The organism is Candidatus Poriferisodalis sp. (assembly GCF_965237655.1).
Lineage (GTDB): Bacteria > Actinomycetota > Acidimicrobiia > Acidimicrobiales > Poriferisodalaceae > Poriferisodalis.
In genome coordinates this window covers 139,464-160,583 of the sequence record NZ_CBDEGB010000001.1, presented here as the reverse complement: position 1 = coordinate 160,583, position 21,120 = coordinate 139,464, and the positions used below count along the sequence as shown (strand labels likewise).

At 66.1% G+C, this 21,120-nt stretch carries 32 protein-coding genes and 2 pseudogenes; 30 read left to right on the top strand and 4 right to left on the bottom strand.

The features are described 5' to 3' along the window. The first annotated feature begins 2 nt into the window (after window positions 1–2). The 28 genes and pseudogenes from rplD (at window position 3) to ACPXYO_RS00650 (ending at window position 14,622) form a co-directional block, all read left to right on the top strand. Entirely contained in the window at window positions 3–650 is a 648-nt protein-coding gene (gene rplD / locus ACPXYO_RS00785) for a 50S ribosomal protein L4 (protein ID WP_423915881.1), read from the top strand. Then, window positions 647–937: a 50S ribosomal protein L23 gene (rplW, locus tag ACPXYO_RS00780; RefSeq protein WP_423915880.1), complete on the top strand. Its 291-nt coding sequence runs from the start codon at window positions 647–649 to the stop codon at window positions 935–937. The genes rplD and rplW overlap by 4 nt, the downstream gene beginning before the upstream one ends. A gap of 11 nt (window positions 938–948) precedes the next feature. Continuing rightward, a complete protein-coding gene (rplB, locus tag ACPXYO_RS00775) occupies window positions 949–1,785 on the top strand; it encodes a 50S ribosomal protein L2 (RefSeq protein WP_420622039.1) in 837 nt (278 codons plus the stop codon). Window positions 1,786–1,789: 4 nt separating this feature from the next. Next, a complete protein-coding gene (rpsS, locus tag ACPXYO_RS00770) occupies window positions 1,790–2,071 on the top strand; it encodes a 30S ribosomal protein S19 (RefSeq protein ID WP_419554743.1) in 282 nt (93 codons plus the stop codon). Then, window positions 2,068–2,805, top strand: coding sequence for a 50S ribosomal protein L22 (rplV, locus tag ACPXYO_RS00765; protein ID WP_423915877.1), 738 nt, complete (start codon window positions 2,068–2,070; stop codon window positions 2,803–2,805). Before rpsS ends, rplV begins: the two co-directional genes overlap by 4 nt. Window positions 2,806–2,807: 2 nt before the next feature. Beyond that, window positions 2,808–3,695: a 30S ribosomal protein S3 gene (rpsC, locus tag ACPXYO_RS00760; RefSeq protein WP_423915875.1), complete on the top strand. Its 888-nt coding sequence runs from the start codon at window positions 2,808–2,810 to the stop codon at window positions 3,693–3,695. Continuing rightward, complete coding sequence (gene rplP, locus ACPXYO_RS00755) at window positions 3,695–4,111, top strand: 50S ribosomal protein L16 (protein WP_419554740.1); 417 nt, start codon at window positions 3,695–3,697, stop codon at window positions 4,109–4,111. The genes rpsC and rplP overlap by 1 nt, the downstream gene beginning before the upstream one ends. Beyond that, window positions 4,111–4,341, top strand: a pseudogene (rpmC, locus tag ACPXYO_RS00750) (50S ribosomal protein L29); the annotation flags it as partial. The gene rplP and the pseudogene rpmC, both read left to right, overlap by 1 nt. A gap of 101 nt (window positions 4,342–4,442) precedes the next feature. Next, window positions 4,443–4,721, top strand: coding sequence for a 30S ribosomal protein S17 (gene rpsQ, locus ACPXYO_RS00745; RefSeq protein WP_423915873.1), 279 nt, complete (start codon window positions 4,443–4,445; stop codon window positions 4,719–4,721). Between the two features lie 30 nt (window positions 4,722–4,751). Further along, a complete protein-coding gene (rplN, locus tag ACPXYO_RS00740) occupies window positions 4,752–5,120 on the top strand; it encodes a 50S ribosomal protein L14 (RefSeq protein ID WP_419837551.1) in 369 nt (122 codons plus the stop codon). Window positions 5,121–5,133: 13 nt separating this feature from the next. Continuing rightward, on the top strand, window positions 5,134–5,472 hold the full coding sequence (rplX, locus tag ACPXYO_RS00735) for a 50S ribosomal protein L24 (protein ID WP_423915872.1): 339 nt from the start codon (window positions 5,134–5,136) through the stop codon (window positions 5,470–5,472). Continuing rightward, window positions 5,469–6,077 carry a 50S ribosomal protein L5 gene (rplE, locus tag ACPXYO_RS00730; RefSeq protein ID WP_423915870.1) on the top strand — a complete coding sequence of 203 codons (609 nt, stop codon included), beginning with the start codon at window positions 5,469–5,471 and terminating at the stop codon, window positions 6,075–6,077. Before rplX ends, rplE begins: the two co-directional genes overlap by 4 nt. Further along, complete coding sequence (locus ACPXYO_RS00725; RefSeq protein ID WP_419554737.1) at window positions 6,077–6,262, top strand: type Z 30S ribosomal protein S14; 186 nt, start codon at window positions 6,077–6,079, stop codon at window positions 6,260–6,262. The genes rplE and ACPXYO_RS00725 overlap by 1 nt, the downstream gene beginning before the upstream one ends. Window positions 6,263–6,275: 13 nt before the next feature. Further along, a complete protein-coding gene (gene rpsH, locus ACPXYO_RS00720) occupies window positions 6,276–6,680 on the top strand; it encodes a 30S ribosomal protein S8 (protein WP_423915869.1) in 405 nt (134 codons plus the stop codon). Between the two features lie 9 nt (window positions 6,681–6,689). Next, window positions 6,690–7,259 (top strand): 50S ribosomal protein L6, encoded by a 570-nt coding sequence (gene rplF, locus ACPXYO_RS00715; RefSeq protein WP_423915867.1) that lies wholly within the window; start codon window positions 6,690–6,692, stop codon window positions 7,257–7,259. Continuing rightward, the gene (gene rplR, locus ACPXYO_RS00710) at window positions 7,256–7,615 is read left to right on the top strand and encodes a 50S ribosomal protein L18 (protein ID WP_423915865.1); all 360 of its coding nucleotides are present in this window, start codon (window positions 7,256–7,258) and stop codon (window positions 7,613–7,615) included. The genes rplF and rplR overlap by 4 nt, the downstream gene beginning before the upstream one ends. After that, complete coding sequence (gene rpsE / locus ACPXYO_RS00705; RefSeq protein ID WP_423915863.1) at window positions 7,584–8,282, top strand: 30S ribosomal protein S5; 699 nt, start codon at window positions 7,584–7,586, stop codon at window positions 8,280–8,282. Before rplR ends, rpsE begins: the two co-directional genes overlap by 32 nt. Next, on the top strand, window positions 8,279–8,518 hold the full coding sequence (rpmD, locus tag ACPXYO_RS00700) for a 50S ribosomal protein L30 (protein WP_423915861.1): 240 nt from the start codon (window positions 8,279–8,281) through the stop codon (window positions 8,516–8,518). The genes rpsE and rpmD overlap by 4 nt, the downstream gene beginning before the upstream one ends. Beyond that, a complete protein-coding gene (gene rplO / locus ACPXYO_RS00695; protein WP_423915860.1) occupies window positions 8,502–8,993 on the top strand; it encodes a 50S ribosomal protein L15 in 492 nt (163 codons plus the stop codon). Before rpmD ends, rplO begins: the two co-directional genes overlap by 17 nt. A gap of 9 nt (window positions 8,994–9,002) precedes the next feature. Continuing rightward, complete coding sequence (gene secY, locus ACPXYO_RS00690; protein WP_423915858.1) at window positions 9,003–10,331, top strand: preprotein translocase subunit SecY; 1,329 nt, start codon at window positions 9,003–9,005, stop codon at window positions 10,329–10,331. Beyond that, window positions 10,331–10,900: an adenylate kinase gene (locus ACPXYO_RS00685; RefSeq protein ID WP_423915857.1), complete on the top strand. Its 570-nt coding sequence runs from the start codon at window positions 10,331–10,333 to the stop codon at window positions 10,898–10,900. The genes secY and ACPXYO_RS00685 overlap by 1 nt, the downstream gene beginning before the upstream one ends. Window positions 10,901–10,994: 94 nt before the next feature. Next, a complete protein-coding gene (gene rpmJ, locus ACPXYO_RS00680) occupies window positions 10,995–11,108 on the top strand; it encodes a 50S ribosomal protein L36 (RefSeq protein ID WP_419554728.1) in 114 nt (37 codons plus the stop codon). 18 nt (window positions 11,109–11,126) lie between these two features. Further along, window positions 11,127–11,504, top strand: coding sequence for a 30S ribosomal protein S13 (rpsM, locus tag ACPXYO_RS00675; protein ID WP_420622027.1), 378 nt, complete (start codon window positions 11,127–11,129; stop codon window positions 11,502–11,504). Beyond that, window positions 11,501–11,890: a 30S ribosomal protein S11 gene (rpsK, locus tag ACPXYO_RS00670; protein ID WP_420622026.1), complete on the top strand. Its 390-nt coding sequence runs from the start codon at window positions 11,501–11,503 to the stop codon at window positions 11,888–11,890. Before rpsM ends, rpsK begins: the two co-directional genes overlap by 4 nt. A gap of 1 nt (window position 11,891) precedes the next feature. Continuing rightward, on the top strand, window positions 11,892–12,509 hold the full coding sequence (gene rpsD, locus ACPXYO_RS00665) for a 30S ribosomal protein S4 (protein WP_423915854.1): 618 nt from the start codon (window positions 11,892–11,894) through the stop codon (window positions 12,507–12,509). Window positions 12,510–12,536: 27 nt separating this feature from the next. Then, window positions 12,537–13,538 carry a DNA-directed RNA polymerase subunit alpha gene (locus ACPXYO_RS00660; RefSeq protein ID WP_423915852.1) on the top strand — a complete coding sequence of 334 codons (1,002 nt, stop codon included), beginning with the start codon at window positions 12,537–12,539 and terminating at the stop codon, window positions 13,536–13,538. Window positions 13,539–13,540: 2 nt separating this feature from the next. Beyond that, window positions 13,541–13,891 (top strand): annotated as a pseudogene (rplQ, locus tag ACPXYO_RS00655) (50S ribosomal protein L17); the annotation flags it as partial. A 26-nt stretch (window positions 13,892–13,917) separates the two neighbouring features. Further along, window positions 13,918–14,622 carry an RraA family protein gene (locus tag ACPXYO_RS00650; protein WP_423915850.1) on the top strand — a complete coding sequence of 235 codons (705 nt, stop codon included), beginning with the start codon at window positions 13,918–13,920 and terminating at the stop codon, window positions 14,620–14,622. Window positions 14,623–14,659: 37 nt separating this feature from the next. On the opposite strand, the gene ACPXYO_RS00645 is transcribed toward ACPXYO_RS00650, so the two are convergent. The 4 genes from ACPXYO_RS00645 to ACPXYO_RS00630 form a co-directional block, all read right to left on the bottom strand. Beyond that, window positions 14,660–14,995 carry a transcriptional regulator gene (locus ACPXYO_RS00645; RefSeq protein ID WP_423915848.1) on the bottom strand — a complete coding sequence of 112 codons (336 nt, stop codon included), beginning with the start codon at window positions 14,993–14,995 and terminating at the stop codon, window positions 14,660–14,662. Beyond that, a complete protein-coding gene (locus ACPXYO_RS00640; RefSeq protein ID WP_423915847.1) occupies window positions 14,989–15,621 on the bottom strand; it encodes a hypothetical protein in 633 nt (210 codons plus the stop codon). The genes ACPXYO_RS00645 and ACPXYO_RS00640 overlap by 7 nt, the downstream gene beginning before the upstream one ends. A gap of 182 nt (window positions 15,622–15,803) precedes the next feature. Then, window positions 15,804–16,742, bottom strand: a complete 939-nt coding sequence (locus ACPXYO_RS00635) for an acyl-ACP desaturase (protein ID WP_423915845.1) — start codon at window positions 16,740–16,742, stop codon at window positions 15,804–15,806. 142 nt (window positions 16,743–16,884) lie between these two features. Beyond that, the gene (locus ACPXYO_RS00630) at window positions 16,885–17,502 is read right to left on the bottom strand and encodes a superoxide dismutase (RefSeq protein WP_423915844.1); all 618 of its coding nucleotides are present in this window, start codon (window positions 17,500–17,502) and stop codon (window positions 16,885–16,887) included. A 105-nt stretch (window positions 17,503–17,607) separates the two neighbouring features. Between ACPXYO_RS00630 and ACPXYO_RS00625 the strand changes: the two genes are divergently transcribed. Next, window positions 17,608–17,952 (top strand): hypothetical protein, encoded by a 345-nt coding sequence (locus ACPXYO_RS00625; protein WP_423915842.1) that lies wholly within the window; start codon window positions 17,608–17,610, stop codon window positions 17,950–17,952. Between the two features lie 142 nt (window positions 17,953–18,094). After that, window positions 18,095–21,112, top strand: coding sequence for a M16 family metallopeptidase (locus tag ACPXYO_RS00620; RefSeq protein WP_423915840.1), 3,018 nt, complete (start codon window positions 18,095–18,097; stop codon window positions 21,110–21,112). The last annotated feature ends 8 nt before the right edge of the window (window positions 21,113–21,120 follow it).

Sequence of the window (21,120 nt, the reverse complement as noted above, 5' to 3'; positions counted from 1 at the left end):
CGATGACGCTTGCGCTCGATGTCCGCACCTCCGACGGCGGCACTGCCGGCACCGTCGAACTCGACGAGGCCATCTTCGGTATCGAACCGAACATGGCGGCCCTGCACCAAGCCGTCACCGCACAGCTCGCAGCTCGCCGCAGCGGCACTCACAACACCCGCACGCGCGCCGAGGTGCGCGGCGGCGGCGCCAAGCCCTGGCGGCAGAAGGGCACCGGTCGGGCCCGCGCGGGTTCGATCCGCTCGCCCCAGTTCGCCGGTGGCGGTGTGGCGCACGGTCCCAAGCCGCGCGACTACCGCCAGAAGGTGAACCGCAAGATGGTGCGGCTCGCCCTCCGATCCGCCCTGAGCGACCGGGCTCGCAGCGAGCGCGTCATGGTCATCGACGAGTGGCGCTTCGCCCAGCCCCGCACGAAGGACGCCATTGCCGTGCTGGAGAACCTGTCGCTAGACGGGCAGGTTCTGCTCGTTCTGGACGGCAGCCCTGCGCACCAGACCGCCGACCGTAGCTTCCGCAATCTCCCCTCAGTGCGTTCGGTTCGCACGGCTGAGCTGAACGCCTACGACATCCTGCGCTCGGACTGGCTGGTCTTCACTCGCGACACCCTTCCAACCAGCAACGGCTCACAGAGCGGGGGAGCAGACCAGTGAAGGACCCCCGCGACGTGCTGATCGCCCCAGTCATCTCGGAGAAGTCCTACGACTTCCTCGAAGAGGGCGTGTACGTGTTCCGCGTCCATCCCTCAGCCAGCAAGCCGGAGATCCGCCAAGCCGTCGAGTCGGTCTTCGACGTGAAGGTCGCCAAGGTCAACACGCTGAACCGCAAGGGCAAGGCCCGCCGCAACCGGCGCAACAACACCACTGGCAAGCGGCCCGACACCAAGCGGGCGATCGTCACCCTCGTCGAGGGCGACTCGATCCAGATCTTCAATTCCTGAGGCACAGCGTCATGGGCATTCGAGTACGCAAACCGACAAGTCCCGGCCGGAGGTTCCAGACCGTCTCGGACTTTGCTGACATCACCGCAACCAAGCCCGAGCGCTCGCTCATCGCCAAGCAGCACTCCACCGGCGGCCGAAACAGCTACGGCCGCAAGACCTCCCGCCACCGTGGCGGCGGTCACAAGCAGCGATACCGGGTGATCGACTTCCGCCGCAACAAAGACGGTGTGCCGGCCACGGTCGCCACCATCGAGTACGACCCCAACCGCAACGCACGCATCGCGTTGCTGCACTACCACGACGGCGAGAAGCGCTACATCCTGGCGGCAGCGGGGCTGGAAGTCGGCGACAAGCTGGCCAACGGATCCCAAGCGGAAGTGCGCGTCGGCAACGCCATGCCGCTGCGGTACGTGCCGGTCGGCACCACCGTTCACAACGTGGAGCTCAAGCCCGGCGCGGGCGGCCGCATGGCGCGTTCGGCAGGTTCTAGCGTGCAGCTGGTGGCCAAGGAAGGCGTGTACGCCACCTTGCGCCTGCCGTCCACCGAGATGCGCCGTGTGCCGATCGACTGCCGTGCCACGATCGGCTCGGTCGGCAACTCCGAGGCCGATCTCATCAAGATCGGCAAGGCAGGCCGGAATCGCTACAAGGGCGTCCGCCCGCAGACCCGCGGCGTGGCCATGAACCCCGTCGACCACCCCCTCGGCGGCGGCGAGGGCAAGTCCTCGGGCGGCCGCCACCCGGTATCGCCGTGGGGCAAGCCCGAAGGCCGCACCCGCTCCAAGAACCGCAAGTCCAACGACCTCATCGTCCGCCGCCGCCGGACGCGCGGGTCCCGGAGGTAGAGCGATGCCGCGCAGTCTCAAGAAGGGCCCGTTCGTCGACGACCACCTGCTTTCCAAGGTGGACGCACTCAACGAGAGCGGCGAGCGCAAGGTCATCAAGACGTGGAGCCGGCGCTCCACGATCATCCCCGAAATGATCGGCCACACCATCGCCGTGCACGACGGGCGAAAGCACCTGCCGGTGTACGTGACCGAGTCGATGGTGGGCCACAAGCTCGGCGAGTTCGCGCCGACGCGGACATTCAAGTTCCACGCCGGCCAGGAGCGAGGCGGTCGTCGGCGATGAGCGGTTTGATCGATCTCAACGTCATCGCTGGGGCGAAAGCCACGCACAAGTACGCGCGGCTGTCGGCATCGAAGGCACGCGTCGTGCTCAACCTGGTCCGCGACGAGGACCTGGGCCTGGCCCGCGACCGCCTGCGGTTCTGCGAGCGCGGTGCCGCCGAGGTCGTGTCCAAGGTGCTCGAGAGCGCCGTGGCCAACGCCACCAACAACGAGCAGCTCGACGCCGACGAGCTGTATGTGGCCGAGTGCTGGGCCGACGAGGGTCCCGTGCTGAAGCGGTGGCGCCCGCGGGCGAGAGGCCGCGCCACGCGCATTCACAAGCAGACCTGTCACATCACGGTGATCGTGGCGCAGCTCAGCTCTGAGGAATTGGAGTTGCGCGAAGCACGCCTCGCGGCCTCGGGCGCTCAGACAGCCACCGCCGCTCGCGCTGCTCGCGTTGCCGCCAGCCGTGGTGCCGAAGACACCGATGAGGCGCAAGACGCTGAGCTCGAAGACGCTGAGCTCGAAGACGCTGAGCTTGAGGACATTGTCGACGTGGCCGAAGCAGTCGACGAGACCGAAGACGCCGCCGACGAGGCCGACGAGACCGAAGACGCCGCCGCCGAGGCCGACGAGACCGAAGAAGTCTCCGCTGTTGCGACGGACGATGTCAGCCCAGCCGATGAGATCGACGAGGCAACAGAGGCTGAAGCCACCACCGACGACGCCACCGACCGCAAAGAAGGCAGCTAGCCATGGGTCAGAAGGTCAACCCGTACGGCTTCCGCTTGGGAATCACCACCGACTGGAAGTCGCGCTGGTACGCCGACAAGGAGTATCAGGACTATCTCATCGAGGATTGGAAGATCCGCGACTTCCTGCGGACCGAGCTTCCGCATGCTGCAATCAGCCGCATTGAGGTGGAGCGAACCCGCGACCGCCTACGGGTCGACGTGCACACGGCGCGACCGGGCATCGTCATCGGCCGCCGGGGGAGCGAGGCCGATCGCCTGCGCACCAAGCTCGGGCAAATCTCGGGCAATCCCAAGGTCCAGCTGAACATTCAGGAGATCAAGCAGCCCGAGCTTGAAGCGGCGCTCATCGCCCAGGGGATAGCGGACCAGCTGGCCGGCCGGGTCGCATTCCGGCGAGCCATGAAGCGTGCCGTGCAGAACGCCCAGAAGGCGGGCGCACTCGGGATCCGGGTGCAGTGCTCAGGCCGTCTGGGCGGTTCAGAGATGGCCCGCACCGAGTGGTACCGCGAGGGTCGTGTGCCACTGCACACACTGCGCGCCGACATCGACTACGGCTTCCGCGAAGCGCGCACCACGGCGGGACGCATCGGCGTGAAGGTGTGGCTCTACAAAGGCGACATCCTCCCCTACAAGGTCTCCTCCGATGACCGCATTCACCGTGAGGCGGCCATGGCAACAGGGCAGACCTCGGGCGACGGTGCTCCTCCCGGAGGGGTGGTGTCATCCGCCGGGCGCCGGGGCGACGCCGATGAACATCCGGAGGAGCCAGCACCGCTGCTGCGCGAAGCCGATCCGGAGTTTGAGCGCCTGCTGGAAGAGGAAGAGCAGATCGAGCGGGCAACGCGCGACCAGTCCCAGACGCCGAACTTCAGGCCGGGAGACGACTGATGCTGATGCCCCGCAAGGTGAAGTACCGCAAGGCGCATCGCGGTCGCATGAAGGGCCGCACCAAGGGCGGCACGGCCGTGCATTTCGGCGACTTCGGCATCCAGGCGCTCGAACCAGGCTGGATCACTGCCCGCCAGATCGAAGCTGCCCGTATCGCCATGACCCGTCACGTCAAGCGCGGCGGCAAGGTCTGGATCAACATCTTCCCTGACAAGCCCGTCACGGCGAAGCCCGCGGAGACCCGCATGGGCTCGGGCAAGGGCAACCCCGAGAAGTGGGTGGCCGTGGTGAAGCCCGGTCGGGTGATGTTCGAGCTGGGCGGAGTGAACGCCGAGCTGGCTCGCGGCGCCATGGAGCGCGCCATTCAAAAGCTGCCGGTGCGTGCACGGGTGATCTCCCGAGAGGAGGCCATCTGATGGCAAAGGCCGCAACGCTTCGCACGCTGTCGGACGATCAGCTGCTCGACGAACTCGACAGCGCAAAGCAAGAACTGTTCAACCTGCGCTTCGCGTTCGCCACCGGGCAGCTCGACAACTCCGCGCAGATGACCGCGACCAAGCGCGACATCGCTCGCATTCACACCGTGCTGCGCGAACGCGAGATTGCCGCCGCCGACGTGCTGGCTGGCGCTTCGCAGGGCTCAGCCGCTGTGCTGGGCTGGGGCGCTTCGCAGGGCTCAGCCGCTGTGCTGGCTGGCGCTTCGCAGGGCTCAGCCGCGCAAGGCGCAGCTTCGACAGGAGACTCCTCATGAGCACCGAGACCTCTGAGTCCATCGAGCGCAACCGGCGCAAGGTGCGTGAGGGGATTGTCACCTCGACCAAGATGGACAGTACGGCCGTCGTGTCGGTGACCGAGCGCGTGCGGCACCCCCGCTACTTCAAGACCGTCCAGCGCACCAAGAAGCTGTACGTCCACGACCCCGCTGGAGACACACGTCCGGGTGACCGGGTGCGCGTCATGGAAACCCGACCGATCTCGAAGACCAAGCGCTGGCGCTTGGTGGAGATCGTCGAACGGGCTCGCTGAGCCCGCGGCGCCACAAGCACAGGGAATGCCATGATCCAGCAAGAGTCCAGACTCAAAGTCGCCGACAATTCCGGCGCACGCGAGGTGCTGTGTATTCGCGTGCTCGGCGGCACGGGTCGGCGCTACGCCTCGATCGGCGATGTGTTCATCGCCACCGTGAAGGACGCCATTCCCGGCGCAGCGGTTCGCAAGGGCGACGTGGTGCGCTGCGTCGTGGTGCGCACTCGCAAGGAGCGCAGGCGCCCCGACGGCAGCTACATCCGCTTCGACGAGAACGCCGCGGTGCTCGTCGACGACAACCGCCAGCCACGCGGCACTCGCATTTTCGGTCCCGTCGGCCGCGAGCTGCGCGACAAGCGCTTCATGCGCATCGTGTCGCTCGCCCCTGAAGTTCTGTGATCGGGGTGACGTGATGCCGAGACAGCGAAACCAATTGCCCCGCCTGCGCGTCCGCAAGGGCGACACGGTGCGCGTGATTTCCGGCCCCGACAAGGGCCGGGAAGGCGAAGTGGTGTCAGTGGATGTGCAGCGACGCCGCCTCACGGTCGAAGGCGTGAACGTCGGGCACAAGCACCAGCGACCCTCCCAGCAGAACCAGGAAGGCCAGATCATCGACTACCTGCTTCCGATCGACGCGTCGAACGTGGCGGTTGTGTGCCCGCGCACGGGCCAGCCGGGCCGTGTCGGTTTCCGCTTCGAAGGCGGGCGCAAGGTGCGTTACCACCGGATTTCCGGGGAGGAACTGCCATGAGCGTGACCGAGGCCCAATCCGAGCCCCAGTCCCTCGACGGTGGCCCCACGCGGCCCGAGCCCCGCATGAAGGTGCTCTACCGCGACACCCTGCGCGCCCAGTTGCAGACCGAGCTCAGGCTTTCCAACATCATGCAGGTGCCCAAGCTGACGAAGATCAGCGTGAACATGGGCGTGGGCGCGGCGCTGACGAACCGGGCGCTGCTTGAAGGCGCCATCGGCGACCTCAGCCGCATCTGCGGTCAGCGGCCGGCGATCACCCGGGCGAAGCGTTCCATCGCCGGATTCAAGCTGCGCGAGGGCAACGCGATCGGGGCCCGGGTCACGATGCGCCGGGATCGGATGTGGGAGTTCTACGACCGTCTCGTGTCGCTGGCAATCCCGCGCATCCGGGACTTCCGCGGCCTGTCGCCGCGCAGCTTCGACGGGCACGGCAACTACACGTTCGGCATCACCGAACAGCTGGTCTTTCCAGAAATCGATTACGACAGCGTCAACCAGGTCCGGGGCATGGACATCACTCTCGTTACGTCGGCCGTCGACGACGAGGGCGGACGTGCCCTGTTGGTTGCACTCGGCTTCCCATTCCGACAGGGGCAGAACTGATGGCCAAGAAGGCACTCGTCAACAAGCAGCAGCGCACTCCCAAGTTCAAGGTGCGCGCGTACACGCGCTGCCGCGTGTGCGGTCGACCGCGGTCGGTATACCGCAAGTTCGGGCTGTGTCGAGTGTGCCTACGAAAGATGGTCCATGCCGGCGAGGTGCCCGGCGTGACGAAGGCCAGCTGGTGAGGGAGGTGCGCACATGTCGATGACCGACCCCATTGCGGACATGATCACTCGCATCCGTAACGCCAACATGGTGTTCAAGGACGAAGTGGCCATGCCGTCCTCGAAGCAGAAGGAGCGCCTCGCGGCGATCCTCAAGAGCGAGGGCTACGTGAGCGATTACAAGGTGGAAGAAGCCGCCGACAGCCGCGTCCGTACGCTCACCATCAACCTGAAGTACACCGGTGACCGGGATCGCACGATCTCGGGACTGCAGCGGATCTCCAAGCCCGGGCTGCGGGTGTACACCAAGTCCGACAAGGTTCCCCGTGTGCTCGGCGGTCTCGGCATCGCCGTGCTGTCGACGAGCCGGGGCCTGATGACCGACCGTGAAGCCCGCCGCAACCGTATGGGCGGCGAAATCCTCTGTTACGTCTGGTAGGAGGCGACAATGTCACGCGTGGGCAAGACGCCCATCTCGATTCCCGACGGGGTAACGATCACGGCTCAATCGGCCGCGGATGTCGCCGGCTCGGTGCCAGGCGAAGTGGTGACCGTCAGCGGACCGGGGGGCAAGCTGAGCCGGGAGCTGGCTGCGGGCATCACGGTGCGCCTCGACAACGGCGAAGCAACCGTCGAGCGTGCCGACGACAGCCGCTCGCAGCGGTCGCTGCATGGGCTTTGCCGGGCGCTGGTCGCCAACATGGTGCTTGGCGTGTCGCAGGGCTTTTCCAAGGAACTGCAGATCGTCGGCGTGGGCTACCGGGCAGCTGCCCAGGGGCCATCGTCGCTCGAGCTGTCGCTGGGATTCAGTCACACGGTGCCGGTGAAGGCACCCGACGGCATCAGCTTCGAGGTTCCGAACCAGACATCGATCATCGTGAAGGGCATCGACAAGCAGCTCGTCGGGCAGGTCGCGGCCAACATCCGCGCGCTGCGCAAGCCCGAGCCCTACAAGGGCAAGGGCATCCGCTATGTCAACGAGCGCGTGCTGCGCAAAGCAGGGAAGGCGGCCAAGTGAGCGTTCCCACGAGGGCGGCTCGGCGCGATCGGCGCCGTTACCGCGTCCGCAAGAAGGTGATGGGCACTGCGGAGCGTCCGCGCCTCTCCGTGTTCAGATCCAATCGGCACATCAGCGCCCAACTCATCGACGACGAAGCGTCGAACACGCTGGCCGCCGCGTCTACCCGCGAGTCTGGGCTGGCGGCGGCTGGCGGCGGCAATATCGCAGCCGCCGGCGAAATCGGTCGGCTCATCGCCGAGCGGGCCCGGGCGGCCGGCACCACCACGGTCACCTTCGACCGGGGCGGCAACCGTTACCACGGCCGCGTTGCGGCCCTTGCAGATGCTGCCCGCGAGGGCGGCCTGGAGTTCTGAGGGAGGACTTGTGACAGACGCACCAACCTCAGCGACACGACCTGAGCGAGAGCGCAGCGGCAACCGTCGCCCGCGCGACCGTCAGTTCGAAAATCCGCGCAACAGCGGCGATGACGGCCTGCGCGAGTCGCGGGTCATCGACATCAACCGTGTGGCCAAGGTGGTCAAGGGTGGCCGCCGCTTCTCGTTCTCTGCGCTCGTCGTGATCGGCGACGGCGCAGGCCGGGTCGGGCTGGGCTACGGCAAGGCCAAGGAAGTGCCGCTGGCCATCCAGAAGGGCACCGAGGAGGCCCGCAAGAGCCTCTTCCAGGTGCCGCTCGCCGGGTCGACCATCATTCATCCCGTGCTGGGCGTCATGGGCGCCGGCAAAGTGCTGTTGCAGCCGGCGGCACCCGGTACAGGGGTCATCGCCGGCGGCGCGGCGCGGGCAATCCTCGAGGAGGCGGGCATCAGCGATGTGCTGGCCAAGTCCCTTGGCTCGTCCAATCACATCAACGTGGCCCGCGCCACCATCGCAGGCCTGGCGGCGCTGAAGCGGCCCGACGAGGTGGCAAAGCTGCGCGGGCTGTCGCCCGAGGAGTGCATCCCCGCCGGTCTGCTGGAGGCGTACCGGGAGACCGAACGCACTCGCAAGCTGAGCCAGGCCTCCCCAGGAGCCCAATCATGAATCCGCCCAGCGTGAGCGACAGCAGCACGAACCAGATCGTGGTGACCCAGGTGCGGTCAGGCATCGGAGCCAAGCCCAAGGCGCGCGGCGCCCTGCGGGCACTGGGGCTGGGCAAGATTGGCCGTAGCCGTACCCTTCCGGATCGGCCCGAGATCCGCGGCATGCTTCGTAAGGTCAGCCACTTGATCACAGTTCAAGAAGTGACAGGGGAGGTCAGCGATGCTGAGACTGCATGACCTGGCCCCGCCGCCGGGAGCGAAACGCAAGCGCAAGCGGGTGGCGCGCGGCACCAGTGGCAAGGGCGGCAAGACCGCAGGCCGCGGCACCAAGGGAACCCGCGCTCGCGGGACCGTGCCCGTCTGGTACGAGGGCGGCCAGCTGCCGCTGCAAGTCCGCATTCCCAAGCGGAAGGGTTTCAAGAACCCGTTCCGCGTCGAATACCAGCCGATCAATCTCGACACGCTCGAAGATTGCGGCCTCGACGAGGTGACGCCATCAGAACTGCTGGCCCGCGGCTTGGTGTCCAAGGGCGCCATGGTCAAGGTGCTCGGCCGCGGCGAGATCACCCGGCCCATCTCGGTGAAGGCCCACGCGGTGTCGGGTTCGGCCCGCGAGGCCATCGAGGGCGCGGGCGGCAGCATCGAAATCCTGCCGCCCAACTTCGGCGGCCCTCGGCCACCCGCCCAGGGCAATCAGCACACCAATCGCTAGGAACTCATCGTGCTCGGCCACATGCGCAACATCTTCCGGATCGCTGATCTGCGCCGGAAGATCATGTTCACGCTGTTCATCATTGCGGCGTACAGGCTGGGCTCCCAGGTGCCGGTTCCGGGCATCGACTTCGATGCCATCGTGTCGCTGCGTGAGCAAGCCAGCTCCACCGGCGGCGTGCTGGCGCTGCTGAACCTGTTCTCGGGCGGCGCGCTCACCAACTTCGCGATCTTCGCGTTGGGGATCATGCCGTACATCACGGCGTCGATCATCATCCAGATCCTCACCGTGGCCATCCCGCGCTTCGAGCAGCTCCAGCAGCAGGGGGCGGTGGGTCAGCGGAAGCTGACGCAGTACACGCGCTACCTGACGCTGGGCATCGCTTTCGTGCAGGCCACGGGCATCACGTTCATCTTCGGCCGAGGGCAGGGGACGGCGCTGGGCAACACGGCTGGCGTCATCGTCATCCCCGACTTCACGTTCAACCGGGTGGCGCTGGTGATCCTGTCGCTGACGGCAGGCACGGCGCTGCTCATGTGGATGGGCGAGCTGATCAGCCAGCGGGGCGTCGGCAACGGCATGTCGCTGTTGATTTTCGCCTCGGTCGTGTCCACCATCCCCTTCGACGGGGCCCGCTTGCTGGCAGTGCAAGGCACGGTGTACCTCGCTGCGGCGGTCATCGTTGCCACGGGAATGATGGTGGCAATCATCTTCATCGAGCAGGGCCAGCGGCGCATCCCGGTGCAGTTCTCCCGCCGGCAGGTGGGACGCCGGCTCTATGGCGGGCAAAACACCTACATCCCGCTGAAGGTCAACCAGTCGGGCGTGATCCCGGTCATCTTCGCCAGCTCGATCCTTTTCCTGCCTGTATTGCTGTCGAACGTGGCGAATTGGGGCTGGCTGCAAACCGCGGTCGATGACTACCTCACCCAGCCCGACAACATCGCCTACATCCTGTTCTTCGGCGGGCTGATCGTCGGCTTCGCCTACTTCTATACGGCTATCTCATTCGATCCGGTTCGCCAGGCCGACAACATCCGCAAGCAGGGCGGCTTCATTCCCGGCATCCGGCCCGGGCCGCAGACCGAGCGCTACCTCTCCAAAGTGTTGAATCGCATCACGCTGCCGGGAGCGCTGTTCATCGCCGCGGTCGCACTGCTGCCGAGCGTGCTGCTGTCGCTCACGAGCGACCTCGATGCGCTGGGCTCTGGTGGCGCAGGAGCGGCAATCGGCTTCGGTGGTGTTTCGATCCTGATCGCCTCCGGCGTGGCGCTCGAGACCATGAAGCAGGTCGACAGCCAGCTGCTGATGCGCAACTACGAAGGGTTCCTGGCCTGATGTCCGGCACCATCACCAGGCGCCTCGTCATTCTGGGCAAGCAAGGGGCCGGCAAGGGCACCCAGTGCGAGCTGCTTGTCGAGCGCTACGGCGTGGCGCACATCTCAACGGGCGACATGCTGCGGGCCGCGGTGGCCGCTGGCACCGAGCTGGGGCGCCAGGCAAGAGAACTCATGGATGCGGGTGAGCTCGTCGGCGACGAGTTGATCCTGGGCATCGTGGCCCAGCGTCTCACCGAGCCCGACACCGCTCCTGGTTTCTTGCTGGATGGCTTTCCTCGCACCGAGGCCCAGGCCGACGGTCTGTTCGCGCTGCTCGCGCCGCACTCCGTCGAACGAGCCATCGATCTCGATGTGCCCGATGAAGTGGTGACGCAGCGCATGCTGGACCGGGGCCGAGCCGACGACACACCGGAGGCAATTGCCCGGCGGTTGGAGCTGTACGAGGCGGAAACGGCGCCGTTGCGTAAGCTGTTTGCCGATCGGGGTGTACTCGTCACGGTTGACGGCCTCGGCACTCCCGCACAGGTCCATGGCCGCATCGTGGCCGCCATTGAGGCGGCACCGTGAGCTTGCGTGGCGGCTATGGAGGCCGCACCATCCGCATCGTGAATGCCATCGAGGCCCCTATACTTGCTCGCTCGCCTAAAGCGCAGGTCACCCGATGAAAGTCCGTCCGAGCGTCAAAAAGATCTGCGACAAGTGCCGCATTATTCGTCGTCACGGGCGGATTCGGGTGATCTGCCCGAACCCGCGGCACAAACAGCGACAAGGCTGAGACAGGAGTCCCGTATCGATGGCCCGAATCGCTGGCGTCGACATACCGCGTGAGAAGCGTGTCGAGATCGCTCTCACCTACATCTATGGAATTGGCCGCTCGGCCAGCCAGAAGATCTGCGAAGACCTGAATATCGCTGAGCGCACCCGCGTGCGCGACCTGACCGACGCCGAGGTGGCCCGCATCCGCAACCACATCGACGCCAACCTCACGGTCGAAGGCGACCTGCGGCGCGACGTGGCCCAGGACGTCAAGCGGAAGATCGAGATCGGCTGCTACCAGGGTGTCCGACACCGCCGCGGACTGCCAGTGCGGGGTCAGCGGACGCACACGAACGCACGTACTCGCAAGGGTCCGCGCAAGACGGTGGCGGGCAAGAAGAAGGTACGCAAGTGAATCAGCAGCCCCGGCGCGGACGGCGCAAGGAGCGCAAGAACGTCGGCGACGGCGTGGCGCACATCAAGAGCTCGTTCAACAACACGATCATCACCTTCACGGACCTGCAGGGCAACGTGGTGTCGTGGGCGTCGGCAGGCAATGCCGGCTTCAAGGGCTCTCGCAAGTCCACGCCGTTCGCTGCGCAGCAGGCCGCAGAGCAAGCCTCCGAGCGTGCCATGGAGCAGGGGGTGCGGCGAGTGCACGTACACGTGAAGGGTCCCGGCTCGGGCCGCGAGACCGCTATCCGCTCCATCCAGAATTCCGGCATCGAGATCAAGGGCATCCGCGACATGACGCCGGTGCCTCACAACGGCTGCCGTCCTCCGAAGCGCCGGAGGGTCTGAGATGTCTCGCTATACGGGTCCCAAGGCGCGCGTCTCGCGGCGTCTCAACACCAATATCTGGGGTACTGCGGGCGAGACAAAGGCGCTCGACCGCCGTCCGTATCCGCCTGGCGAGCACGGTCGTGGCAGGCGCCGCAGCCAGAACTCAGAGTTCCTCATGCAGCTGCAGGAGAAGCAGAAGTGCCGCTTCACCTACGGGATGACGGAGCGGCAGTTCCGCAACGCCTACGAAGAAGCAGCTCGCCAACGAGGGGTCACTGGCGAGAACCTGCTGCGGCTGCTCGAGCTGCGCCTCGACAACATCGTGTACCGAGCCGGCTGGGCAGCGACTCGCCCGCAGGCCCGTCAATTCGTCAGCCACGGCCACATCGATGTCAACGGACGCCGGGTGAACATTCCCAGCGTCCGGGCTCGCAAGGGCGACGTGATCGAGCTGCGGTCGAAGGCCCGTGAGATCGTCACCGTTCGCTGGAATCTCGATGTGCTGGACCGCACTCCGCCCGTGTGGCTGGAGGCGAGCGACGGAGACCAGCGTGTCACCGTGCGCGAGCTGCCGACCCGGGAACAGATCGAGATCCCGGTGCGCGAGCAGCTCATCGTCGAGCTCTACAGCAAATAGCCACCAACCGCCCACGAAGGGGTCAATGTGTCCATTTCCGACACCTTGGTCATGCACCGACCGACCATCGACATTCTCGGCGAACCCGAGGGCAACCGCCAGCGTTTTGCCATTGGCCCGCTGGAGCCCGGCTTCGGGCACACGCTGGGCAACTCGCTGCGACGCACGCTGTTGTCGTCGATTCCCGGCGCAGCCGTCACGCAGGTCCGTTTCGATGAAGCGCTGCACGAGTTCACGACCATCGAGGGCGTCGTTGAAGACGTCACCGACATCATCCTGAATCTCAAGGACGTCGTTCTGCGCTGCCACAGCGACGAGCCCGTGGCAGTGCGCCTCGACGAGCGTGGCGTGGGCCCTGTGCTGGCAGGACACGTCGACTGGGGCGTCGACATCGAGTGCCTGACGCCGGACCTGCACATCGCGACGCTCGGCGAAGGTGCCCGCTTGGCGATGGACCTCACCGTCGAGCGCGGATGGGGCTACGCGGCGCCTGAGAGCGACCGCGCCGGTGCCACGATCGGCGTCATCCTCATGGACGCCCTGTTCAGCCCGGTGCGGCGCGTGGCGGTCGAAGTCGAACCGGTGCGCGTGGAGCAGTCCACCGATTTCGACCGGCTCGTGCTCGACATCGAGACCGATGGCGCGATGAGCCCTCGTGAGGCGCTTGCGTCGGCCGGCGACACCCTGTGCCGGTTGATGCTCATGATCGCGGAGCTGTCACCCGAGCGCTTGGGACTCGACATTGCCGATGTGGTCGTCGGCGATGGTCGGGCCAGCGATCTGGAACGACCCATTGAGGACTTGGGCCTGTCCGAGCGTGCCCGTAACTGCCTCAAGCGTGCGCAGTTCAACACGATCGGCGAGCTGCTCGATCAGTCCGTCGATGAGCTCATGACCGTCCCGAACTTCGGCCAGAAGTCCCTTGACGAGGTCATCGAGAAGCTCGACGAGCGCGGCTTGGCGCTCCGGGGCATGCGCCCGTCAGCTGAGGTCACCCAAGAGCAGGCTGAACCTGCGGCGGTCAGCTGACCGTGCCGGCACCCACAAAGGGTCGACGCCTCGGCGGCAGCGCCAGCCACCAGCGCGCCATGCTGGCGAACCTGGCGGCGTCGCTCTTCGCGGCAGAGGCCATCGAGACCACCGAAGCCAAGGCCAAGGCGCTGCGGCCGTTTGCCGAGAAGCTCATCACCAAGGCCCGCACGGGCGGCTTGGCACGGCATCGCCAGATCATCGCCAGCCTCAACGGCGACCAGGAGATGGCGCAGAAGCTGATCGACGAGATCGGACCGCGCTATGAGGGGCGCCCGGGCGGCTACACGCGAATCCTCAAGCTGGGCCCGCGCCGCGGCGACAACGCCCCTATGGCGCTCATCGAGCTGGTCTAGCCCGGCCCACGAGGCACCCGGTCATGGTCGCCGACCCGCTGAGCTCCGACGTTCTCGATGCCTTGCGGGCGCTTGACACTCCCACGGTCTGCAACGCGCTCGAGATTGCTGCGCCGCACCGCCGTGCCTATGGCTACACGACCTCGCCGCTGGTGTGCCCGAACCCGGATGCACCGCCCATGGTCGGCTATGCGCGGACGGGCACGATACGTGCGAACGCACCGTCGGGCCGCTCCGGCGATGAGGATCTGGCAGTCCGAGTCGGCTACTACCGCCACATGGCCGAGGGCCCCCAGCCCACCATCACGGTCATCTCCGACATCGACGCATCCCCGGGCTATGGCGCGTGGTGGGGCGAGGTGAACAGCAGCATCCACGCAGGGCTGGGCTCGCTCGGCGTCATCACCAACGGCTCCATCCGGGACCTGGAAGATTGGGCACCCGGCTTCGGCGCTCTCGCCGGCTCCATCGGCCCCTCCCATGCGTGGGTTCACGTTGTTGAGTACGCGGTGCCGGTGACCATCCACGGCATGTCAGTGCGACCGGGTGATCTCATCCACGCCGACCGGCATGGCGCTGTCGTGGTGCCACCGGAAGCCGCGGCCGACGTGCCCGAGGCCGCCGCCCGCATCGCCGCCGCCGAGCGAATCCTCATCGCCGCCGCCCGAGGCGACGGCTTCACCATCGACCAGCTCACGAGCCTGCTCGACCCCAAAGGCGATCACTAGCCCTGCGCCCTGCCGGGGGGCCGCACGATGAGCCCGTTCAGGGCCGCCCACCGACGCCGAGCGCCCGTTCGAGGTTCAACAAGTATTCGGCGAACGCATGGCGCCCCACCGCTGTCGCCTGGACCCACGTGCGCGGTTTGACACCGTGAAACTCCTTGGTGATCGCCACGTACTGAGCGTCTTGAAGTTTTCGCAAGTGGGTCGTGAGGTTGCCTGGGGTCAAGTCCAGGTGGTTCTGCAGGAATCCATACGCGAGCGGGTCAGTCGCGTCCACGGAGACAAGCAACGACATGATGCGCAGCCGGGTCGGCTGATGAATGGTCTCGTTGAGGACGATCGCACCGTTGTCGGGCACTCCGCCGGTGTCTACCATTCGCCGGTCCTGCGCACCCAGACGAACGTGGCAGCGAGCAACGCAAGCATCGCGATTCCGGAGACCGCTGGAGCGATGTCATCGAAGATGTAGTGCGGAAGGTAGAACGACACGGCGTAGCCCAAGCCGAACACCGCAATCACGGGCCTGTGCAAGACGCCGAAGAGCACGTATCCCAGCGCGATGACACCCACCAGGACGTACGGGATGTTCTCGGCACGGGTCTCGTTCCACAGTCCTGCCGCTCCTGGCAAGAGTCCAGCCGTCGTCACGACGGCCATCCAGTAGAGAAACACCCGGATCCGAGCGCTCTGCATGGTGGCGCCCGTCGACAGATCTCGGCCGGCGCGGTAGCCGATGATCATGCTCCCAATCACGCCGGGGAGCGTGATGCCTGCCCACAGCGGCCCCAGGAACCATGGATATTGTTCGGCGAAGTCCGAGGCGAAGGTCGAGATGGCGTATTGGGCGAGGTACGCAGCCGAGATGATCCCGGCCCACATCAACAGGATTGCCGTGCTCCCCGCGGTGTACATGGCCCCGCGGGCGTCGTGGATGGTGGCCTGAATGGTCTGCCACCCCTCCTCGGTGCTCAGCACGGCCGTGTCGTCGTTGTCTGACGTCATCGGGCTCTCCTCTACTGCAGCGCAAACTAGTTTGCAGCACAAACTAACCGAGCGAGCGACAACAAACAAGCGCGAATTCAAGGCGTGCTGTTCCGGCGATCGAGCCAGCCGCGCCTTTGTTGCGTCGGCACCCTGGCGGAACGCAGCGGCCGCCTAACGCCGAGCGCCAGGTGCGCCGAGAGCTATTGCAGCAGTGCCGCGTCTCGGCCCAGCGATCTCCGTGCTTCGCCGTAGCGCTCGGCAAGACGCTGGCTCACGCGGCCGATCCGATCGATCAGCTTCATGAGCCGGTCGCGGGCCGCCTCGGCAATGCTAGACAGCTCCGTCAACCCCGGCAGATTCCAGTCCCGCAATACCACGGGTTGAAGGATCTGGTCGTGATGAATCGACAGGTCGTAGATCCCGGCCTCGGCGATGATGCGCGCGTGGTTGTCGAAATCGGTGATTCCCAGCCCGGGCATGGCAAAGCCCTTCACCTGGTTGGCGATGGCGACCACCGCGCTGGAGGGATCCATCTCGACGGCGGCGCTCATCACATCCCGATAGAACAGGAAGTGCAGATTCTCATCGAAGGCGACCCGGCGCATGATGGCCTTGCCCGCTGGGTCGTCGATGTGGCGCCCTGTGTTGAAATGCGCAATACGGGTCGCCAATTCCTGCAGTGTCACGTAGGCGAGGCCCTCCAGGATGCCGGGGGGTTCGGGCACCTGCCCGCACTGCACCATCGCCATGCGGGCCCGCTCCAATGCCACCGGATCCAGGGCGCGGGTGACGGACAGGTAGTCGTAGATCACCCGGCCATGCCGCCCCTCTTCCGCGGTCCAGCGGCGCACCCACTCGCCCCAAGCGCCGTCTCGGCCGAACAACCGCTCGCTGTCGCGGAAGTAGTAGGGCAGGTTCTCCTCGGTGAGCACGTTCACGAACAGGGCGCTGCGAGCCTCTTGGGTGAGATTTGCCTCTTCGGGCGACCATTCGTAGTCAGGCCCAAAATCCTCGCCGCGGCTCCACGGCACTAACGCGTGGGGATGCCACTCCTTGGTCTGCCGAAGGTGGCGCTCAAGCAGTTGCTCTACGGTCGGCTCAAGGTCGGCAAGCGACCGGACATCGGCTTCTACAGACATCGGGCATCGCCAATCTGACTTAGGAATTCAGCCTAACGACCTGCGCCGCCGCTGCAGGACACCTGCCAGAGGTAATGTCGGTGTCAGTTCAACTTTGACAACCGGCGCTCATCTCCTCCAACGGCAGAAACGAGCGGTTGGGCTAGGCGTGGATGCGCAGGGCTGCGGCGTAGTTGGCCGAAGCGAACTCCCAGCAGACCAGGTGCTCAACAAAGGCGTTCACATAGGCAACTCGCGCGTTCTGGTAGTCGAGGTAGTAGGCGTGCTCCCACACATCGATGACCAGCAGCGGTGTCAGCCCGTCCGTCAAAGGCGTCTGCGCGTCGTCGGACTGGACGATGCGCAGGGCACTCGGCCCCGCACTCGTACCGTCGAACACCAGCCAGCCCCAGCCCGAAGCGAAGTTTCCGACCGCCCCGGCGGCGAATTCGTCCCGGAAGGCGTCCACGCTTCCAAAGCTCGCTGCCAGCGCCGCCGCTAGGTCGCTATCAGGCTCACCGCCACCGCCCGGGGACATCGACCGCCAATAGAAGTCGTGATTCCACGCCTGCGCGGCAGCATTGAACAGGCTGCCCGCCGGCAGCGAACGCACCAATTCGGGAAGCGCTCGGCCCTCGTCCGGTGTGCCCGCAACCCCATCGTTCACCGCCCGCACGTAGGCGGCGTGGTGCTTGCCGTAATGGAAGCTGATGGTGCGCTCGCTGATGTGCGGCGCCAGCGCATCGGGCGCGTATGGAAGGTCTGGAAGCTGAATCGTCATGTGAGAGTCACGTGGTCACCGGCCCGGGCGAGTATGCCAGCGGCCACGGCAACTTCCCCCGGGGCAGCGTCCAAAGCACTGCCTAACGCGCCGGTATGGTGCGGCGTGCATTTGGTCGGCATCTATGACGCAGACGGATCGCTGGCCGGTGAGCTCCGCTACGCATTCGACAAGCTCACGGGCCGCAGCAGCTGCGCCCTGTGTGACATCACTCACGGCTGGAATCCGACGGGTTCACGTCAGTGGAAGCAGGCCTGCGCGGCCTCGCCGATCGCGCTGGAGCTCGTCCACCGCGACGATGCCGCCGCCGATCAGCTCGCAGCTGCCTCAGCGCTCCCGAGCATCGTTGCCCACAACGGCGAGGGCTGGAGCGAAGCGCTCACTACCGCTGACATCGCTGGTTACAAGGACTCACCCGAGGCCTTGCTCGCTCGGCTAGAGCAGCTGTGAAGAACGGTCACTTGCACGCCAGTGCGCCCTATAGCCGCAAGCGAGAAACGCCGATACCGTCCTGTGCCGCTCGCCTGCTGTGCTGCGGCTCCCTCTCCGCGCACGCGGCATTGCTCAACTCGTCCGAAAGGCGACTCAGCCGATGAACACCACCTCTTGGCGCAGGCTGTTCGCAGCCCTGTTTGCCTCCGTGTTGCTGGCGGTGGCCTGCGCACCCGACGCTCACGACGCGGTTCCCGCTCCCGGCGAGGCCGACGACGAAATGTCCGAAGTCCACGAGGAGGCTCCCGAGGCTCCCGCTGAGCCCGAAGAAGCCGACGAGCCCTCCCCGGCAGAGGAACCTGAGCCCGCCGACGAACCCGATCCCGCAGACGAGCTGGAGCCCATCGGCGATCCGGTCGATCTGGGTGAGTTCAACGACTACGAACCCGCCGATCCGGATGCGACCCTGCTACCGGTCGACTCGAACGTGCTGATCGGCGAGCTCTCGAACGGCCTCACCTACTACCTGCGGTCGAACGACTCGCCCGGCGAGGCCGTCGTCATGCATCTGGTCATGAACGCAGGCGGGGTGCAGGATCCCGATGGGGCTGAGGGCGCCGCGCATTTCTTGGAACACATGCTGTTCAACGGCACGGAGCGCTTCTCCAAGAACGAGCTCGATCAGGTGCTGCGCGACTTCGGCACCGACTTCGGCGCCGACCTGAACGCCTTCACCAGTCCAGACGAGACCGTCTACATCCTGGACTTCCAGCTTGACGATCCCGAGGCACTGGATCTTGCGTTCACGGTGCTGTCGGAGTGGGCGTCGGCTGCCACGATTCTCCCCGAAGATGTCGAGGAAGAACGCGGCATCATCCTCGATGAGTACCGGCTGCGAGACGAGTCGGCTTCGGGCCGGATCTCGAACTTCCTCGATGCGATCTACTACAGGGGCACGGTCTACGAGGGCATGCTGATCGGGGGCAGCGAGGAGTCCATCTCGTCGGTCACCGCCGCACAGCTCCGTGACTTCTACGAAACCTGGTACCGGCCCGACAACATGGCCGTCGTCGTGGTGGGCGACCTGCCGGTTACGCAGATGGAGCAGCTGGTTGTCGAGCACTTCGGAGACTGGGCCGCGCGCACCGATGCGGCGCCGGCTCAGCCGGACCGGAACGCGTTCACCGTGGAATTCGTGACCGAGCCGGTTACCGGCGTCGTCACCCACCCTGACCATGGACCCATCTACATATCGCTGGATTGGCAGCTGCCGGCATGGCCTGCTGGCACCGTCGGCGGCGAGCGGCTGCGGCTCATGGAAACCCTCATCACACGGATGCTCGACATCCGCTTGGACGCCGCGCACCGAGCGGGCTTGATGTCCCAGGCGACCGAGCCGCACATCGATACCTTCGCGGCGGCCCGGGGATTGCGCCTGGTCGGCACCAACTACCAAGGCTCAGATCTGGTGCAGGCGACCACCGACTATCTCGCGGTCGTTGAAGGGGCGGCTCACTTCGGCTTTAGGCCCGATGAGCTTGACCAGGCCGTCAGCGCCTTCCGCACGTCGCTCGAGTTCCAGCTCGAGAGCGAGGAGACCCGACAGGACGGCGAGTACGCGTTCAGCTACGTCGACCACTTCCTCTCGGGAGCAGACATCTCGTCGACCGCGGACCGGGTCAACCGCCTCGGGGCTCTCCTGGGCAACTACTCGGTCACCGAGCTGACTGCGCATCTGCGCTGGGTGCTGGACAAGGCGCCGCCGCTCGTCGTGTCGATCGGACCCGATCCATCCCAGGTGCCGACCGCGGAAGAGCTCCTTGGGGCGGTCGAAGCCGTGGTGCCACTGGCGCCGCCGGAGGCTGAAGAGGCGGTTGACGTCCTGATGCAGGAGCCCGAACCGGTCGCTCCCGCACGCGAAAGCGCGCTGGACCTGTTCGAAGACGCGTACGAGTGGGAGTTCCCCAATGGCGCCCGCGTCGTGTTCGCGCCATCTGACATTGCGGCCGGCGAGGTGAACGTCCGCGCAGAGGGCTTGGGTGGCTGGTCGACATTGTCCGAAGGCGACTCCGCGCTGGCCCGGCATGCGGTCGGAGCTGTCGCCTCCAGCGGCGTGGGGGATGCCTCCGCGACACAGCTGGACGAGTACCTCGCCACGACGACAGCCCGGGTCAGTCCGTTCATCGCCGAGTTCTCCGAGGGCTTCTCCGGCGCGACGGGTTCTGAAGACCTCGAGGCCTTGTTCACGCTCATGCACCTGTACATCACCGCGCCCCGCATCACCGATGTGGCGGTCAATGAGCAGGTCCAGGCCATGCAGACGCGACTCGCGAATGCCGAGACCTTCCCGCGGTGGATCTCGCAGTTGGCGCTGCTTAATGCGCTCTATCAGGGCAGCCCGTGGTACCAGTTCATTGCCACGCAAGACCAGATCGACGCCACGACGACCTCGTCGCTGCTCGGCTTGTACGAAGCGCGGCTGAGCGACGTGGACGACCTGGTGGTGGCAGTCGTGGGCGACATCGACCGTGCCACCGTGGCCGACTTGGCGGCGCGCTACATCGGCACATTGCCGTCCGGTGCCTCTGACACGTTCGTGAACCATCGTCCGGGCTTCCCCTCCGGCGTCAAGCGCATCACGATCGCGGTCGACGCCGATGCCGGCGCGGCGGGCTTCGACGTCATGTTCGGCGCTGAGGCACCGATCACCACCGAGAGCTTGGTCATTGCCGACGTGACTGCTGCGGTCATCAACGACCTGCTCACCGTGCGGGTGCGCGAGGAGCTCGGCGATGCCTACGCCGTCGGAGCATCAGTGTCGCCGAACGACGCGGTGGGAACCTGGGAGGCACGGATTTTCTCCACCGGTGCCTCGGAGGGCCTCGAGGCCGGTCACGCCGAAGTCATCAAGATTCTTGCCGAGTTGATCGCCGACGGTCCGACAGAGCGCGATCTCGCCCAGGCGCTCGCAGTCATCCGCGACAACTACGTGCTGGAATCCAATTCGCTGATCATCAACCCGCTGCTGCGACGTCACCATCTCGACGACGCAGACGTGGGCACGCCGGCTCAGCGACGGCAGGCGCTCAACGAGGTGACGGCGGACGACGTGCAGCAGTACGCCGCTCTGCTGTTCAACCTCGACAACCGCATCGAGGTGTTCCGCACCGCCGAGTGAGCCGGGCG